Source organism: Chitinophaga oryzae, from assembly GCF_012516375.2.
Classification (GTDB): domain Bacteria; phylum Bacteroidota; class Bacteroidia; order Chitinophagales; family Chitinophagaceae; genus Chitinophaga; species Chitinophaga oryzae.
The window spans coordinates 4324051-4342301 of sequence record NZ_CP051204.2 but is presented as its reverse complement, the minus strand read 5'-3'; the positions used below and the strand labels follow the sequence as shown (position 1 = coordinate 4342301).

Genomic DNA, 18251 nt, shown 5'->3' with positions numbered 1-18251 from the left:
TTCAGGGTTTAAGATTGAGAAATGGAGCCTTCACATGCCGGCGAATTCATATCATATGGCTGCTTGCCTGCTCCGCGCACCATTTGTATGGCCATAGCGCCTGGCGATAATTTGCCATCGGGAAGAGCACCTGCAGGCATAGCCCTGGTGATGTTGCTTTTCAGGCCGGCGATATCAATCACCCCTTTTACGCCACTTCTGAATCCGCCGGATGCAGCCACAGGGTCGGGACCATTAAAAATCTGCTCGCCGGCAGGATATGGATTATTGTCAGGATATCCCAGGCCTCTCAGGTATACTTTGAAGGTATCGGCGCCCGGGTCCATGATAACGCCAAAATGCAGCCCTTCGGAAGGCTCTATGAAATTTACGGTATCCGGAAGGTCTTCCCAGATACAAAGCATGGTGTTGTCAGACAGGCGGTCCATACGCAGTATTTTCAGCAGCACTTTGTCTTTATACGCTTCTATTTCCAGCCCCGGCCATCCCGACACTACAACGGAGCGAAATATCACGCCTGTCATGCCGCCACCGGCGGCCGTTACAGCCGGAGGTGTTTCATTTCGCAGATTGGCGCGCAGCTGCATTTGCCGTACGTCTATCTGGGCATAGATGTCTTCGTAGAAAGTTTCGTTAAACACCTGCTCCCTGGATGAAAGCACGCCTACGCTGAGGGCGCCGTCTACCAGCCGGTCCAGCCAGTTCCTGTCTATGTAAAAGAACCGCATGGATTCCAGTGGCAGCATGCGATTATCTGCTACCATGTATTCTACCGGTACGCCGTACAGCAGGGTGAGTTGGGCCAGCCAGTTAGTCAGGTTGTCCGGCAAATCGGGAAAAGGATAGTTTCCTTCCCTGGCAGCCAACAATTTCCTTGTTACGTCTGTGATGACGGCATCTCTGTTTCCCCATGATTTCATAGCGGTTCTCCTTTTATTTTTTTAACAAGCATTAATAATGGATCTGCGTCGTTTTCCACAATGGCGATTTTCTCTTCTTCACTCAGTACGCCGGGTAGTCCTTCCTGTAACACCCTTTCTGTGCGGCTCAGAATCTGTGGCCATTTTACCTTACTGAAGCCGCCTGCCAGCAGCATACCCACTGCTGCCCGCGCATGCGCTGCCGGCATCATGCCATGCGCCTCTCCGGCAATGGCCATCATTTTTTCCCCATCCAGTTGTTTCGTGGAGTTGACGATGCTGTTGAGATAATTATTTCTCCAGTTGAACATGGCGGACGAAAAATTGGAATCGGACAATGCCAGCAAACGGCCTGTCTGCCATGCACTGCTATAGGCATGATTAAACAATCCGTTTTCCGGATCATAATGAATGGCATGGTCGCTGTAATGATAGGGGCCATAGGAGAAATCGCGTTTGGTCGGAGAGGGTACGAATGGTCCTCTGTACCAGGAGGTGCTTTCTTCTCCCTGCCGCATGTTATTCTGTATGGGCACATAACCCATCTGGATGGCTTTCTGCGCGTCTTCGGATATCTGCCCGGTTTCGTCTGAAAGGGGCATCTGGAGCAGTTTTACCCCACCTCTGCCTGGTAAACAAAGATTGGCCATCAACTGGATGAAACTGCCTTGTGCATCCAGGGCCTTAAACTGCCAGGTCCCCAATAATACCAGCCGTATTTTCGTATAGTCCCCGCTGATAGTGCTGCCATGAAGATGTGCCTGGTGTCCTTCATAAGACACAAGGTACATGGTATTCTGCCCGGGGGCCACCGGCAGCCTGTTGCTGAATACAAGTGAAAAGCAGCCATCGTCATCCATGCCCAGCAGAATTTTCCCATCCGTATTTACTTCCCGGGCATGGGCCAGAAAGGGTAGCTCATCGATGCTGGGGCAGATGGACTGGAAATAGGCGATGTCTAGGTCTACTACAGATACCTGCGTATCTTCTGCGCCGAATAAATCGCCCAGCGCGGGTGGAAGTATTTTCGGATCTTTAGGATGAACCAGTTCAGACACGGTTACGGTTTGCGGCGCGCCTGCTTTTGCAGTGCCGCCGCTGCCAGCCAGTTCATCGGGGTATATGGTTAATAATCCAATCCATGGAATGGGGTTTCCATCGCCGTCTTTGGCGGAGAGATTACTGTTTGTTTTTACCGCAGGGTCGATGTCTCTGGCCCAGGGCAGTGCAAAGTTGGTAAATACCATATTGGGCATCACGGTATCATAGAGGCCTTCCTGGTTAGCCGGAGGATATACCATGTGGATGTCGGCAGGGCTGATATTATACCTGGGACCGTCCACGACCAGCTGTTGTGTGGCCACATAGGGCGGTGGCGTTTCTCCCGGCAGGTCTTTAACCTGCTGCTCGGCTTTGAGGGTATATTCGCCGGCTTCCAGCGGATTAAGGATCGCATCGTAGAAGCGTATCATACCCGGGCCGATAGTGCCGGGATTGGTATCAAAACGGGATGTCATAGTGCCTGGTTTTTGGAATGAATACTAACAACAGCGGATTTTACAACTGAGTTGGTAAGATCCAGTCCTGCATTGCGCAGATGCGTAAAGTTGCTGATGGTCCGCTTGTCTGCCGGTAATGCCGGCAAGCCATACATACCGAGTATCTTCACTTTATTATCTTTTGGTATGGCCAGAATGGCATTGTAACTGTCCGATGGTGTACAAGGGTAAACCAGCAGCGTGCCTTTCTCTGTTTCGTATACCTGTGCCGGTGGCAGATTGGCGCCCTGCAAAGGGATAGTGCCGGCAGCAATAGCCACATCGAGTCTTTCTGCACCTGTCTGCTCTTCCAGCAATACGCCGATGTAGCTGATGTCTGCAGGGAATACAGATTGTATCCAGCCGCTACGGGTATTTTGGTTGATGTCTGTTGCCTGGTTGCGTGACAGCAGATCAGCCGCATCTATCAGCCCGGTATGGGCACGGGTACCGCGAACGCGTATACGCTGACTGTTCTGTACCCTTACCATGGCAGCATCGCCGAGCGCCCATACGGTGTTGGTCTTAAATAGCTGTGAATTGATTTCCCAGCCGATGAATCCTTCTCCGGTGGCTTCATAACCCTGAACGGCCACCTGTGCGGTACCTTCGGCCAAGCTTATGTTTTGTTCGCCCACTACTGCGTGTATGCCGGTGAGCCGGCCATGACGGTCGAAGCTAACAACGCGCAGCGGCAGATCTCCTTTCAGATGTAGCGTAGTGGCAGCCCGATGATCCACTGTCCAGAGAACGGACGTTCCATCGTATAACATTTTGGTGGTGCCCAGGGCTTCAGCGGCTGCTCTGCCAATCGCCGGCCGTTTCGTTTTACTGGTAATGTCGTTGACCGCCTGATACTGGCTCCTGACGGTAGTCTGAGGATTACCTGATTTGGAGGCCTGGTTACGGTTCACTTTATACCTCTTCACCAAACCTACCAGCTGCGGCGCTTTCAGCTTTTTGACGCTACTTGCTGCAGCCAGCGGTCTTGCAGGCGGCTGTATTTTCTTTGCAGCTTCCAGTTCACCATTGTTTTGGAAGACAGCCAGTCGTGCAATCACAGGAAGCGCCTGCAGGATCATGTCTGCGGAAGAGGCCATCACACTGAGGTCCGGATTGAGCGGCGCCAGTATGTTGCTGGCAGCGATGCCTTCCAGGATCTTATTACGCTGAATGATAACAGGGTCACTCATGATGGAATGCATGATCACGTGATAGGCGTTATTTTGATCGCTTGCCGGATATCTTGCTGCCGGCGGGAATTTGATAACCGCCTTATAAGGCAGCATGCGGTACGCGCCAATATCGTATTTGAGATTTTCTATGTTGAATGCAGGTACATTACCGAGGTAATTGTATTCATCACCATCCAGTATGATACCGAAAGAAGCGCCAGGGATGAGCATATCATCGCTCTGTGGCGGCTTGTTGCGGTCCAGCGGATCCTGGGACCACATCGCGGATGGCGCGCCGTTGGTGTCCACGATCATTTTGATTTTGCGGGCCGACAGATCTACCGGATTACCTTTGCTGTCTGTCAGCGTAATCACCAGCGCAGCATTCAGGTTATCGACATAGCCCATTGGCCGTACCCCAACAGGAACGCCTTTCTGACTGAAGTTGCTGCTGGTGACAGCCACATTGGATGCAGGAATCGACGATTTGGCGCTAAGGGTGAATGGATAGGGTTGAATGGTCCAGAGGCTGTTATCATCGCTCAGCAGCCCATAGTCCGGGTTGAGTTTCACGACCTGTTGCACAGGCACTTCATCTGCTGCCTTCACTTTCCGTTTGGCATTGCCCATCGTGCTTCCCGGTAATGCAGGGGGAGGCAGGAAGGCGTCGGCAAACGCTTTCCAGGTGATATTCTTGTCGGTGGTGGCAGTTTCTCCTGAGCCCACAGGGATGGTGAAGGAAATAACGTACCAGTCCACTTTCACATAACCATGTGTTGGCGGGCCTTCCAGGTGGAGAGTAGCACCAAGTTCTGCGCGGATGGTGATGGATACACCGAGGATAGTTGTTCCGAAAGATGCGCCCACTGTGATGCTGATGCCTACATTGAAGTAGAACGGATTCCATTCGATGAGGAAATCTGCAGATGCGTTCAGCCATGCTTTCAACGGGCCCAGTTCATAGGCTACGTTGAGATATCCGCCCGCCATAACAGCCGTGGGGCATAATGCAAAGTAGGCGCCTCCGGCAATACTGATGCTGCCTACGGAGATATCCATCTTCCACTGCATCCCGAGTCGTGGAACAGTAGGGTACCATGCCGGCTTATTGAAATCAGGATGGTAGCCACCCAATGAGATGACGAAATCACCGGCAGGTATAGTGTAGGTGGACGTTTTGATATTTTTAAACCATAGGAAGAAGGCAAACCCTCCGGTCACTTTCACATCTTTCGATAATACGAATGAGTTGGGTGTCAGTTGCGCTTCTGCGGAGAGTATTCCATCTCCCGGAAGGAAGGATATTTTGATAGCCAGCTCGAAGTAAGCCAGCGCCAGATTTCTTGGGATCTTTGGCGGCAGGGAGGTAAAGCTGAGCCCCAGCAAATTGACTTCCCATTCCTTGCCAAAGCTGAGGAACAGCAGGGCGGAGGTGGTCAGCAGTTCGAAGGAAGTAAACTTCACACCTGCTGCCAGCCAGTATTGTCCTATTTCCGGATGCACTACCGAACTCAGTTGTTCCAGCGCCTTGCCCGGATCTTCACCTTCTGCAAAAGTACCATCCACGAGGCCTTTCAACAGCGGGAAGTCCTGTACCTGGGTAATATCAGGGATCACCAGCGAACGGTTAAAACTAAAGCCCGCCGCGATACCTGTAATAAACAGGAATGGAGGACCGCCCAATGGCGAATTCAGCACAGCGAATATGAACAGGGAAGGCATGGTGGGTGCACCCGGGGCGGGAGATACCGGCACTTCCGCGTATGAGCCCAGCGCCATCAGCGAGAAGGTGCCTGCTTTAATCACCGCTACACCATTGTACATAATAACCTTCGCATTATTGACAATGGTTTCTGTTTTCAGGAACCCGCCATTGATGGCAACAGCCCCTCCGTTGAAACTGATGTCCAATCCCTGGAGGTCTGCCTTATATAAACTGAAGTTCGTAGGGTCAGTAACGGGAACGCCTACCGTTAAACCTACCACGGATGCTTTAAGGCCTGCCAGGGCCACATTTCCGGAGAACAGGAAGTCAAGGAGTTTATTTGTGTCTTCCCAACCCAGGCCCAGGCTGTCAATATACAATGGGCCAAAAGATCGTTCTATCGGTACGATTACCTGCGAACCGTTACCGGTATTGGATTTCAGATTTACCCACAGTTTGTCGGTATAAGCGGTGCTGACGGAAAATTCGGGATTTACAGGCGGGTTACCAGCTGTACTGCCTGAACCGAGGATGTTATTGGCAATGGGATTGGTGCCTGCGGAACCTGCCAGTTTATCCGGCGCGAGCGATAATCCGATGTTCGCCAAAGTGACGCCTGCGCCGAATTGCAGGCCAGGTTTTGCATTGCCTTTGAAATCCAGTTCAAATACCGTTCTCGGCTGCACTGCGCCAATTTTAAACCGCGGCTGGTCCACAATAGGCTTGCCATTGGTGCCAACGACATCAAAACCGAGATTATACAACAATAAATTGAACAGGGAGAAGTCAACATTCAGTTCATTATTGCCCGACTTAGTAATAGGCAGGTAGAAGCCTATGCCCGGTTCTCCGGTGATTTTATTGGTACTGGATTTATCGATCCATTCGGTATCGTCTGCACCTATTTGCACTACGAGATTAGGCAGGGCAGTGAGTTTAAGGTTAGGCGCCGCCACTCTTACGCCATAGTAATCCTGCTTGCCTGCACGTGGGCCTACGGTGATTTTGCCACTGTTCTTATCGCCGAATTGCAACAGGGTTAATTCTGTCTGCATCAGCGTGTAGAACAGGTTGCCAAAGAAACCGGATGGTGTTAGCTTGATAAGATTGTCGATACTGTTCAGTTCATATTTTCCATTGTTCTTCAGGATGAGGGACGTCGCTGTCAACAGTGCAGCAGGTGTAGGCGCACCGGCAACAGAAGTCACGATAGGTGCTTCCAGCCAGTCTTTCACTTTTTGAATGTTGAGCACCAGGAGGGAAACATATCGTGGCAGCACTACTTTTACCACCTGCAATAACCAATCGGTTACGCTCTGTTGCATGGCGCCCGGATCAGCGGCAGGATTGCTGAAGAAATCCGGTAACAGTTCTACTGCCAGATCTGAATGTTTGGAGAAATCCGTGCTATCGCTGGTTGGGTCGAATACGAGATTGAATCCTTTGTTTAAATCATAGGCAAACGTTAAACCTGGTCCGCTGTTATCATCTACAGGGATCAGCATGTCCAGGGCAAAAGAGAAATCAAGGGTTCCATCCAGTTTTACACCAACGCCGGTTTCCGCAATTTGTATTTTCAATACCTGTGTGTCGGGGAGGGTGAAGGCAGCCCACAGCCCTAAGAACCCATTGTCATTCAGTCCTGCGAGAATGGTGATCGGTATCTTACTGTCCGGTGTAAATGCTAATCTGCCGCCCTGTGCAGACACACCCGGCATTACGTCTTTGAGCAAAGTAATTAAACCCTGCACCGTTACAGGAGCGCCCGCCGGCGTGAATTTTTCCTGTAACCACGCCAGCGCGACCTGTTCAATCTGTTGGAGCAGGTCCTGCTGTGAAGTAGTCGCAAATGCAGATGGTGTCAATACTTTGATGATGTTGTCTACCAGTGCTGTGGTATTGACAGCATCGCCAAATGCAATGAGTTTGTCTACGAATGCTTTAGCGCCGCTGTCGGATAATTTCTGTAATACAATCGGAACAAGATTCTTCAAAACTGCCGCCGCTGCGAGCCGGGCTGCCTGTTCGGCCAGTGTGCCCCATCCAAGGAAAGGCAGTAATTGCAGCGCGAGTCCATCCGGGGTGCCTGGTTTGCCCTGCGCGATGTTGAGGAAAAAGTCCTTGTTATATCCGGTGTTGACAAAAAATGGAACGGTTATTTTTGAGCCGGTGGAAACGGTAAGTTCACCAGCGAAAGAGGGCTGGTAATTACTATCCACGCTCATCTGGAAAGACAGCAGGTTCAACGTGCCCCACTCGTTGCTGATAACAAGGTCTTTGGTATCAAAACCGAAAGTGGCTACTTCATTTTCTCCACTCATGGAAATTTCAAAGCCATAAGGCATGCCGCTGATAGTCATCCCTTTGGTGTCAGGCGTAACTTTGATGCCATTGGAGGCTTGCACTGCCGGCAGATGACTGAGCATCTGCACCAGTTTTGAGATACTGAATCTGCCGTTAATACCTAATACATCGTCGGAGAGGATCCATCCCAGCGGATTTTCGAGGATGCCCATGAGGGCTGGCATCTGCCACTGCTGATCGGCAACAGATGTAGCAGCGGCATGCCGTCTGTTCACCGATTTTTGTACTGCCAGGCTTTCCGTTGGCATTTGTTCTCCCAATCCCAGTCCGATAAAAATCTGCTGGACGAGCGGATATTTTTTCAGCAGCTGTTCTTCAAAAATAGCGTTGAGGACAATATTGAGGGTAAAAGCCGGGGCCAGGTCAGCAACGTTGTTGAGGAAGTCGCTGGTGTTAAACGGTATAAGTTGGAGAGCCTGAGCGGCTGGTTTGCTGCCGTCTCCCCATACTGCGGATGCCGTAAATGCAGGTTTCAGTACGCCGGCTTCCAGCTTCAGCGTAAATCCACATCTGAGCGTTATACCTACGTTTGCGCAGTAAATATCCATTGTTCCTTCCAGCTTTTCGTTGCTGAGGTCCAGCTGTATGCCGCCACTGGTAAGGAGGAAGGAGCCCAGTTGGAATGCGTCGGCCGGTAGAATACCAAAGGATATAACGCCGTTTGAATCGGTGCTGAAGGTCCAGCTGCCGGTTTTGTAGGGGCCCAGGTTCCTGGACAGATGCGCCGCCAGTTGTTTCAGGTTGGCGACGTTTGCAATATCAAACAGTTGCTGATAAAGTTGTTGGAATGTTTTGTAGGGATTGCTGATCAAGTCCAGTAACACATACGGATATACGGTATATCCTTCGTCAGCAGGTCCGCAGATGCCCATGCCCTGTAACAGCTGCAGCACTGGCTCAGGGAAGTTCGGGAACTGTATGCCGAAGATCTCTGACAGGAAGTTGAAGAGCAGGCTGCGCTGTTCCTTTATGGCCAGCAGGCTATTGAATTGCGTTTGTATGTAAGTGTCGAAATTGGCGAGTAGTCCGTTCCAGCCTGCGGCGTTGATACCGAGCAAACCGTCTGTGATATTGTATAGCTGTATATTGCGGATATCTGTTTCTCCGTCGGGCGTCATCGTTAGCCCCAGCATGGACAAGAGGCTGTAGGCCTGCTGGAAGAGCGGTTTGGCTTTTACCTGTTCAAATGCCGCTTGCAGACCGGCATTCAGCAATACCATAAAGCCATTTTGGAACGCAGCGGTAAAGCCCGGGTCCAGGAAGTCCTGCAAGGTCAGTTGTGCTTTTGGCTGCTGGCCGGGCAGGGTGACGTTGATCAGCGTTACAACGGGTTCGAAATGAAATGACTTGTTGGTGGTATCGTAAGAGAGATTGCAGCCAACGATCACTTTTTCTACGCTTCCCAGTGATGCCGGTAAATTAACCAGCATGCCATCCGGGTTGTAAAGCATTCCTGTCAGGCTGAATGAAGGCACCTGCCCATCGAAGAGAAGGGTACCGGTGGAAAGATTATATTTCAGTGCGTTTGCGCGGGCGAGTAAATTGAAGCCAAATTTCGTAGTGTCGTTGCCATTAGTGATCTGATATTGCCAGGAATTGGACCTGCCTGCGCCCAGGCCTAATATCTGTCCGGCTCCTTCATACCAGGCGATTCCTTCAAAACCTGCCGGCAGCGGGAACGTCCATGGATCGTCGAATGTGCCGGCGCCACCAGTGGCGGGAGCTGCTTCAATCTGCGTGTTGACCACATAGGAGAGCAGGGAGAGCAGGCTTTTGGCATTAGCTGCAGTGCCGAAGGTGGCCGACAGGTAGTTACGCAGGTCCGGCCAGGGATTACTCAGGCTGTTGAGCTTGAGTTGTTGGAAACCGGTCCAGCTCAGACCTGCCGGGAATACCGGCGATTTGGTAATATCCGGTATCAGGCCCAGTGCACCAATGGCGAAGAGGGCGGCCCTGTTTTCCACGCGCATCAGTAAAGCACCGAGCGCCCCTACCAGGAAAGGGCTGAAAGCCGGTACAGCATTTAATACCAGGTCTTTCAGGTTGGTTTGCTGATCGAAATTCAGGTTCTGTCCGAGGATAATATCCTGTCCGTTGATGATGAGTTTCGGCGAATCCACAAACATGGACCATCCCCATCCGCGCTGGCGGTCCCATTCGGCCGAGAGCTGTGATTTACTAACGCTAACGACTACACCGCCAAGGTCCGGGGTCATGAATCCGTTTGGCAGCTGTAACCGGGCACTGACTGCGGGCAGCCAGGATGCGTCTATACCAGCGCCGTTGGCAGGGAAATGCAGCGCAAGTGCTTCCATGTTCAGCGATGGCGCAATGTCTACACCAGCCACCGTAATCGTAGGCTGGAGCGTCAGACCCATCACCAAATCGATGCTGTTGTCTGTATTTGCCTGTTTGAAGGCCGTCAGGTAGGCTGGGAGACTACTGCTGCTCAGCGCAATACCGGCCATCCAGGGATCGTCTTTGGTACCGCTTCCTGTAACGGTTACATTCAGTCCTGATACAGTTTGTTGCAGTAAAAGCGCCATTTCCTGGATGATATACGCAAATGCCGCCTTGCCGTCTACCGGGTTGGCATATTGCAATACTGCCAGATAGTAATCTGCCCAGGCCTTCACCGGGTTAAGGATGGAGTGGGCCATCTGCGTGCCGGAGAATGGTGCCGGAAGTGTAGTTGGCCAGTTACTTTTCGCACTGGCAGGTGTGATTAATCCGATCAGTGCCCCTATGTTATCGGCAAAATTGCTGGTGCCGATACCGATGAGGGTGCCCAGCGCTGCACTGAGCGCAGCCGCGCCGGCTTCCGCCAGTTCGCCGGGAGATAAGAGGTTTACTTTATCAAAAGAAGTAGCAGTGGTAACCACCTGGTTCAGGGAAAAATCAGGAACGATTTTTCCGTCGGAGCCCAGGACCAGTCCTGCTGTGAGGGAACCTACGCTGTTGCCGTCATAGGATACCAGCGGCTGACCGGTCGTTTTATTTTGCAGCGCGAACTGAAACTGGAAATTTATTTCGGGAGAGGCGGTAACTGCCTGCGCGCTGAGCCCGAATTGTCCCAGTTCCAGGTTGGCCTGGGCGGTGAATACAGCAGGGGAGCTGCCTAAAGGCACATTGCTGCCGGCGAAGGAAAAACCGGGGTAAAAGTAGCGGATGCCCCCTTCATCTACCGTGGTGGCCACGGAGAAATCCAGTTGCCCTATACTGCTGACATTCAGGATGGCCAACCGGAACGGATTCATGCGTGTACCGGTTCCGGTTATTTGCAGATTGGAGTTGCCGAGGAAGCCGGAGAGCGCGGAGATCCATCCTTTCAGCGCATCAGGGTCTGTACACAGCGCATTGAACCAGTTAAAGAACAGCGTCTTAACGCCTTCCGGATATTTCGCGGGATTGGAAGCTACCTCAAACAGGTTATACCACTCCATTACAGGAAGGGTGACATCGGGCAGATTGGGCACCTGCGAGGTGAGTCCCAGTAAAGGCGTGATATAATTGAGGTATTGCTGTTGATTCGGGAAGACGTAGCTAAGTGCTCCCATAAACAGGTTTGTGGCTATTTCCAGCATTTCCTGTCCGCTGATGGCCAGCAGGTCTGCGAGGGATTTATTGGCAGGAGGAGCGCTACCGATCTTTAACGATAATACTTCCAGAGATACGCTAAAAGGATCACTGGCGGCAACGTCTATCATGGCGCTGAATTTCACGCCGTCGAAAGAGATGCCGTTGATATCCACCAGCGGGAGTTTGGGATCGCCGCCCTGGGTGGCTACACCCAGGCTGATGGGGTAACCCTGATCGGTAAACGTAATTTTAAAGCTGCCGTTACCAATGGCTACGAAAGGCATTAAGCCCCATACTTCTACTGTAAGGAGCGGGGAGCCGGGAGGCACTTTCCAGGTATGCAGGACACCCAGGCCCAGTACCGTTTCTTTTAAGCCATTGTTTTCTTTCTGATAGCTTACGAGGTAAAACCCCGTAGGGTCGTTACCGTTTTTAATGGGGTACCAGGTGCCGAGAAGCGCCGCATCCTGTATGGGAATGCCCAGGGCATTGCCTCCGATTTTGCCCAGTATGGAAGTTAGCAGCTTCTCGAATTGTTCCGGATTGGCAGTAATACCCTGCTGGGTATTATTGATAGGGTTGGCGAACCAATTGGGGTTTAGCTGATAGACTTCCTGTTGGGGATCGGGCTGGGTGAGTAAACCTATCAGTATCCCCATGCTGGCGAGTACCGGATCCAGGCCGGTAAAAGTCAAACCATTATCTCCGATGCCGGCCATCGCCTGTGTATGTCTGGCTGGTATAGCGGCGCTTATTTCATTAATCATCTTCAATGATTTGAGGGTCAGGAAAACCGGAAATCACCTGGCATTATACGCGTGCTGTGTCCAGTAGTTTCATGTAGTTGAGCAGATTGTGATAATCCGGATCTTCATATTTCAATTGTCCCTGTAGCAGCACGGGCGTATTCACTTCGTAATACCCGATGCTCATAAATCCGATGGCGAGAATATCATCCGGTCGTCTTATCTGGTAGCTGTTGCTGCCAAGCGCATTATTGAATACAGTGGAGAAATCAGCGTTGGCCGACATTAAGGCACCAAAAGTGTACACTGCTTTCACCTTTTGAATTTTGGAGATGGCATAATTGGAGGCGGCAATATTGGCGATAGCACCACCAAGACTGTGGCCTGTGAAGTAGAGATCTCTTGTGCTGTAAGGTTGCAATGCAGTTTGGAGCGCATTGGCAAGGCCTGCATAAATGTTATATGCACCTATATTCACCTGCGCGGAGCCCATCGGGCTCCATGGTGGCATGGTAAAGCCGGTGAGGGCAGTGCAGGTATTAAACTCTGTCCAGTTGATTTCTCCACGGAATACGACCACAATGGAGTTATTGGTGTCTCCTTTAAAGAGATAAGCCCAGGTGCTGCCGTTACTATCAATTTTTGTTACATACTGATAATTGGCAGGGGCATTACCACCGCTGCTGTCGGGGTGCTGAGCCCAGTGATAGGAGAGCATGGCAAGCTTGGATAGGGAGAAAGCCATGTCTCTGGAGAATCCTGCGGGAGGATTAATATTTACCGGTTCAGGATCATTCGGAATCGGGCTGCCATTCAGCGTTTGGGTATAATATATAGTGGCTCTTTCCCACCATGGGTCATCTGCATTTGGATCAAGACTGGCATTCACCGGGTTGTAGGTGCCCAGTAAGGAGAAACCGGAAGGAGAGTTGGGCCACTGATCTACATCATTGCCGGCGTTGCCTGCCCTGGTAACTGTTACAGGCGCAGTGATGGTATTGGTATAATAAGCAGCCATGCCGCTGTTCGCGAAGCTGGCATTGGTGAAAGTATAACAGGGAGTAGGCGTTGAGGGCGCATTGGGTTTGATGCCCGTATTGGGATCGGCAGGGCCCTGGTTGCCGATACGCAGGTCCAATGCAGCTATCTGTGCGAGTGGCGCACCTAATCCATATCCGCAGATATACAGCGGACGGGAAGGATCTTCTCTTTTGGTAACCGCATTCCATATCGGTCTGCGCAGGAATTGATAGGCGATGGAGTACATTGAGAGTACCTGTGCTGTTGCCGGAATGGATTTTCCGGCAATGTCGGCGGGTAAGGTCTCCATGTTAAAAGCACCATCGTATTGGTAGAGTAAAAATTTCAGCCAGGAGATGCCGACAGCCAGGATATCTACCTGGACATTATTGTATTCGCCATCCTGAACGGTTATTTTGACCATGTATCCCTGAGAGGGGATAGGAACGACTTTATCGGTAGCGGGATCATTTCTGAATGGTTGTATGATGACATCCCATCCGGGAGGCAGGCTGGGACCATCGTCGAATAAATCATAAATGTTTGCCTGTGCCGCAATCATTTCCAGGCTGGCGAGAGGAACATCGATACTGGTAGCCAGCGCAGTTGCTTCAGGAGCGGAATTAGTCTGTGCCATTGTAGGAAGCGTTTTACGTCTGGAGAACAAATCTCCTGTTGTTCCTCAGACAGGTAATGGAAGAATTGATCAGAAAACCGGTCCCGGATTTGTCATGAGTCATTAGCGGGACCGGACCATTGTTGATTTGCTGTTGGACGAAAATATTTGCAGGTGTTATTCTTTGCGTACGATGATACTTGAAGGTGCGCCCGGGTTTCCGGGGCCGCCTGGATTTCCGGGGCCAAGATTCCCACTGCTGCTGCCGCCTGGCTGGCCGGCAGTACCGGGTCGGCCGGGGGCGCCATTAAATTCCTTGGCGATGATTTTGCCGTTGGCCCCAAGGTCTTTGTAGTATACCATGAGCGTATCGCCATTACCCCCGTCGCCACCGCGTCCGCCATTGCCGCCCTTGCCACCGATGCCCTGCGGGCCGTATGAAGCAGGCGTGCATGTATTTTTGCTGTCAAGGGCTCCCGGAGGTCCGCCCGGACCGCCGTCTCCCCCTACGCCTCCGGCGCCACCAGTTTGGCCATCGCCACCACCAGCTGCTACCGTGCATTCACCTGTAACGATGCCGAGATGAATATCATCCAGCGGCATAGGGTTGCCTTTGGCACCTCCGGTACCAGTACCGCCTGTGTTGCCGGTAGTACCCATTGAGCCATTGGCAGGGGGAGTTTGACAGTAGTAGGTACAGTTGGTACTGTTGTAACCATATTGGCCGGCAGCTCCCTGGTTACCTATGTTGCCGGCAATCCCTTTAGCTCCCGTCTGAGCAGGACTTGTATAAGGTGCGCCGATAATTAAAATTGAAGGCATACTATTTTACATTTTATGGTACTTGACGAATATTCACTTGCGATGTGCTGCCTTTGGCGCCGGAAGGGCCATTGTTGCCATTGGCGCCGGAAGGATTTCCTGATCCACCATTGCCTAAGCCACCAGGAGTTCCCGGGTCTCCGAGGAAAATATCCGGTGTGATAGAACCGCCGGAGATCCTGTTGTAATTGACGGTTACGGTGGTGCCATCGCCACCATCGCCGGCTTTACCACCGTTGCCGCCGGTTCCTCCCCGGCCTTGCGGACCCTGGCTGGCAGGTGTACATTTCCCTTTAGGGTCCAAAGCGCCGGCAGGACCGCCAGGGCCGCCATTGCCGCCACTGCCTCCTTTACCGCCATCCTGGCCTCTTCCGCCACCCACGCGAATGATCATGTTATCGGTTACTATACCAAGATTCAGGGTAGTGGGAGGAGCAGGACGTCCTTTAGCGCCGGCAGATCCGTTGATACCAGTTGTTCCCTGACCGCCCTGCCCGCCATTGGAAGGATATGAACAGCAGTAATAAGTACAATCACTGTCTTTGTAGCAGGTTTCGCCGGCAGTGCCAGGGCTGCCTTGTGTGCCGGTGCTGCCATTCCCGCCATTGGGGGCAGGACTGGTATAAGGCTCTCCGGTAATGATGATAGTAGGCATGATTAAATATTTTTTTGTTTGGATGAGATTGAATAGATATGTGTTTTTGTCAGGATTCCTGACGTATGATGATGCTGGAGGCGGTGCCGGGATTTCCGGGAGCGCCGGGGTTGCCGGGGCCCAGGTTACTGTTACTGCTACTGCCGCCATTACCGCCAGGGCCGGGAGTTCCGGGTGTGCCGTAAAAAGTAACAGGTTCAATTTCACCATCGTTGAAGGATGTATAAAACGCCATGATGGTAGCACCGTCTCCGCCATTGCCTGCATTGCCGCCATTGCCGCCTTTTCCGCCGGGGCCCTGCGCTCCTGGTACCCCGGCTGTACAAGGATATACAGGTGGAATATGAAAGGGAGGAGGGAAATTGAATGGCGGATTATTACCTGGTTGGCCACCCTGGCCGCCAGTACCGCCAGTACCACCCTGGCCGCCATCCTGGCCGGTGCCGCCACCTGCTTTAATAGTGACAGTACCGGTGACCACGCCTAAGTGAACAGTACTGGGAGGAGCAGGGCGACCTTTAGCGCCGGCTGTACCGGTGGAACCGGTAGAACCGCTGTTTCCTACCTGCCCGTTGCCAGGCTTCCTGGAACAAACGATATTGCTGTTTTCCACGGCAACGGCGCCATCCACGCCCCTTGCACCAGTGGAGCCGGTGGAACCCATGCTACCAGAAGAGGCAGCACTCGTATAAGGTTCTCCTGTAATTAAGAAGGTTGTCATACGAATAGTTTTTGTAACCGATTATTTTCCTGTAACAGGACGTACAATAATTTGTGAAGCAGCACCACGATTTTCCGCGCGATCTGGTTCCCATAGGAGAATTTCCGGATACGGTGAATAATGCCGGTACTGAACGTACTATTGCTGGGTGAAGTATTGTGTATGCAGTGAACAATTGGTAGTAATCATAATTTCTGCATTCTGGCCTTCCGTAATTTCTTCGAAATTCATTACAACAGGATCTTCTCCTTTAATGGTGTACGTTTCGCCAGCAGGGATATCCAGGTCTTCGCCGGTGAATACGGCTATCCTGCCAGGGAACATGAGAGAGTTAATCAGTGGCTCGTATTCCTGCACTTTACGGGAATCTCCCATCACATAAGCATAAGCAGCCTGTCGCATTTTATTGTGGAGGTCTTCATCCATCCTGCCCAATAATTCTGCTTTGGAACCCACACTGGCCATCAGCTGGCGATGATGATCCGCCAAAGGAGAAGGATAGTTGATGTGGCCGTCGTCCTGGTCATCAGGTACACCTACCATTTTTTTAAATTCGGCGATAGATCCGACACTTACATGAACCGGAGGGACGTCAGATTCAAGTGGATCGGAAGAAAATACCAGGTTCTTTTTTTGCTGTTGGATACTTTTAATTTGTTTGCTGAGTGTGAGGTGCGCATCTGGCGCCAATCCCAGACGTTGATTAACGGATGCATGATTGTTTTTCTGTGCTTGTGTGAGCGTGTTCATAAGAGTATTTCATTTTATGGAATAAAGAAATATTACGGCTAGTAGCTGCCCTGCCCGAAGTTGCTCCAGGCTAAGTTATCAGAGGATGTGTCATTCGAAAAACAGGGGTACTGTTATTCATAAAATGGAACGACCGGATTGGAGATACCACTGCATCAGGAAAAATTCCGGCTGTATAAAAAAGAAGTGCTACTGAAATGAATAGTGAAGGGAAAAATAATACCGGACGGCCTTTTGAGGGTATTCCACAGCGTTTGTATTATAGTTATTTGAGGTTTAGAGTGGTGAAAAATGGTAAAACAATAACTTTTGTGTGATCGAAAATAAATAAAAAAATCATTTCGTCAACAGGGTCGCCGGCGCGAATTTTTTACGTGTATTAATTTTATATGTGTTTAAAAATTAATTTTATTGTCAATACAGAAGGTTGCGTAGTCGCATCTATTTTAATTAAAGTGTGGCGAGGATAAAATAATTTGAAAAACGGGAAAAACACCCGGTTGCTGTTACCAGGCTTAGCAGGAAAACGAAATTGCTGGTAGAATATCTTTTATCGAAGCCTGCGATGGGAGTGAAAATCAAAGCGGAAAAGCCGCTTACATCACAGGATTTATGCGGCTTATCTGCTTTGAGCCTACGCTTCTGATTGATATTTGATTTTACTTTCGATTTATTTGTTGTAACGCTTTCATTCCTGCTGCAAATCTTTTTCCCAACGCCCTGGCGCTTTCTGCATTGAAGTGGGTGTTGTCTCCCTTATGTTGAAGACCTTTGGCGCTGACTATATTTGTAAAGGAAATGCTGTCAGGGACCGCCTTTAGCATGGCGTTAAAGTTCACGAAAGCCGGGCGGAAATATCCCAGTTCACCTATTGTTACCGGTAGTTGCGGCATATGGAATGTTGTTCTTATACTTTGTATCAGCTGCCTCAGTAAAAAAATATAGCCGGGACTGTCCTGGAAGTCAGACGAATTAGCCTCGCCCTGATGCCAGAGTATACCTTTCAGCACCCCATATTTCATCGCTTCTTTCGCACGGGCCATGGCATCATCATATGGATGGGTGTGGGTGACGCTGTCATATCCTCCGGGTACCCAGCGCTGGATGGAAGTGCCGCCCACTGCTGCGGGAATAAGGCCGATTTTTATTTTCGGGTTAGCTGCCAGCATATGCTGTGCAAAACTGATTCCGGGTCCCACGCCCGCTTCCTTTTTATCGTAATGAACAGGATCGGTAGCAGGAACAAACTTTCCCGTACTATCAAGCATAAGGATCCGTGTGTCTGCTGGTTTCCGGGTAGTATCTGTTTTTCCCCTGCCAGCCATATTGGATTGACCGATCAACAGGTATAAATGAAAGTCCTGATCTGGTGGGTGAACAGATGACTGCGCACAGGAAGGATAGATAAAAATTGTCAAAGAAATCGTTAGTAACAGAATGGTGAAAGTACATTTCATTTGCTGTAGTTTTTAGTGAATATGATTGAATAATGATGTCGGAAAAATTCCTGCGTACATCGAATACCTGTTTACAGGGAGATGAAAATACCAGTTTGTAAGTAGGTAAATAAGGAATCCTCACTCACTTGATTATCTTCTGTGTTTTTCCCTGAATTTATGCGCAAATATTAGCTTAAAAAA

At 50.8% G+C, this 18251-nt stretch carries 9 protein-coding genes; all 9 read right to left on the bottom strand.

Annotated elements, in window-relative coordinates; translation table 11 throughout:
• Positions 1–8: 8 nt before the first annotated feature.
• The 9 genes from HF324_RS17985 to HF324_RS17945 all read right to left on the bottom strand — a co-directional run bounded on the left by HF324_RS17985 (position 9) and on the right by HF324_RS17945 (position 17936).
• On the bottom strand, positions 9–920 hold the full coding sequence (locus HF324_RS17985) for a hypothetical protein (RefSeq protein WP_168860417.1): 912 nt from the start codon (positions 918–920) through the stop codon (positions 9–11).
• Positions 917–2437: a hypothetical protein gene (locus tag HF324_RS17980; RefSeq protein WP_168860416.1), complete on the bottom strand. Its 1521-nt coding sequence runs from the start codon at positions 2435–2437 to the stop codon at positions 917–919. Before HF324_RS17980 ends, HF324_RS17985 begins: the two co-directional genes overlap by 4 nt.
• Complete coding sequence (locus HF324_RS17975) at positions 2434–12048, bottom strand: DUF6603 domain-containing protein (RefSeq protein WP_168860415.1); 9615 nt, start codon at positions 12046–12048, stop codon at positions 2434–2436. The genes HF324_RS17980 and HF324_RS17975 overlap by 4 nt, the downstream gene beginning before the upstream one ends.
• A 43-nt stretch (positions 12049–12091) precedes the next feature.
• Entirely contained in the window at positions 12092–13684 is a 1593-nt protein-coding gene (locus HF324_RS17970; protein WP_168860414.1) for a lipase family protein, read from the bottom strand.
• Positions 13685–13840: 156 nt separating this feature from the next.
• Positions 13841–14485 (bottom strand): hypothetical protein, encoded by a 645-nt coding sequence (locus HF324_RS17965; RefSeq protein WP_168860413.1) that lies wholly within the window; start codon positions 14483–14485, stop codon positions 13841–13843.
• Positions 14486–14498: 13 nt separating this feature from the next.
• Positions 14499–15140, bottom strand: a complete 642-nt coding sequence (locus HF324_RS17960) for a hypothetical protein (RefSeq protein ID WP_168860412.1) — start codon at positions 15138–15140, stop codon at positions 14499–14501.
• A gap of 49 nt (positions 15141–15189) precedes the next feature.
• Positions 15190–15861 carry a hypothetical protein gene (locus tag HF324_RS17955; RefSeq protein WP_168803791.1) on the bottom strand — a complete coding sequence of 224 codons (672 nt, stop codon included), beginning with the start codon at positions 15859–15861 and terminating at the stop codon, positions 15190–15192.
• 138 nt (positions 15862–15999) lie between these two features.
• On the bottom strand, positions 16000–16404 hold the full coding sequence (locus HF324_RS17950; protein WP_168803790.1) for a hypothetical protein: 405 nt from the start codon (positions 16402–16404) through the stop codon (positions 16000–16002).
• Positions 16405–17270: 866 nt separating this feature from the next.
• Positions 17271–17936, bottom strand: a complete 666-nt coding sequence (locus HF324_RS17945) for a sialate O-acetylesterase (RefSeq protein WP_246269646.1) — start codon at positions 17934–17936, stop codon at positions 17271–17273.
• Positions 17937–18251: the final 315 nt, after the last annotated feature.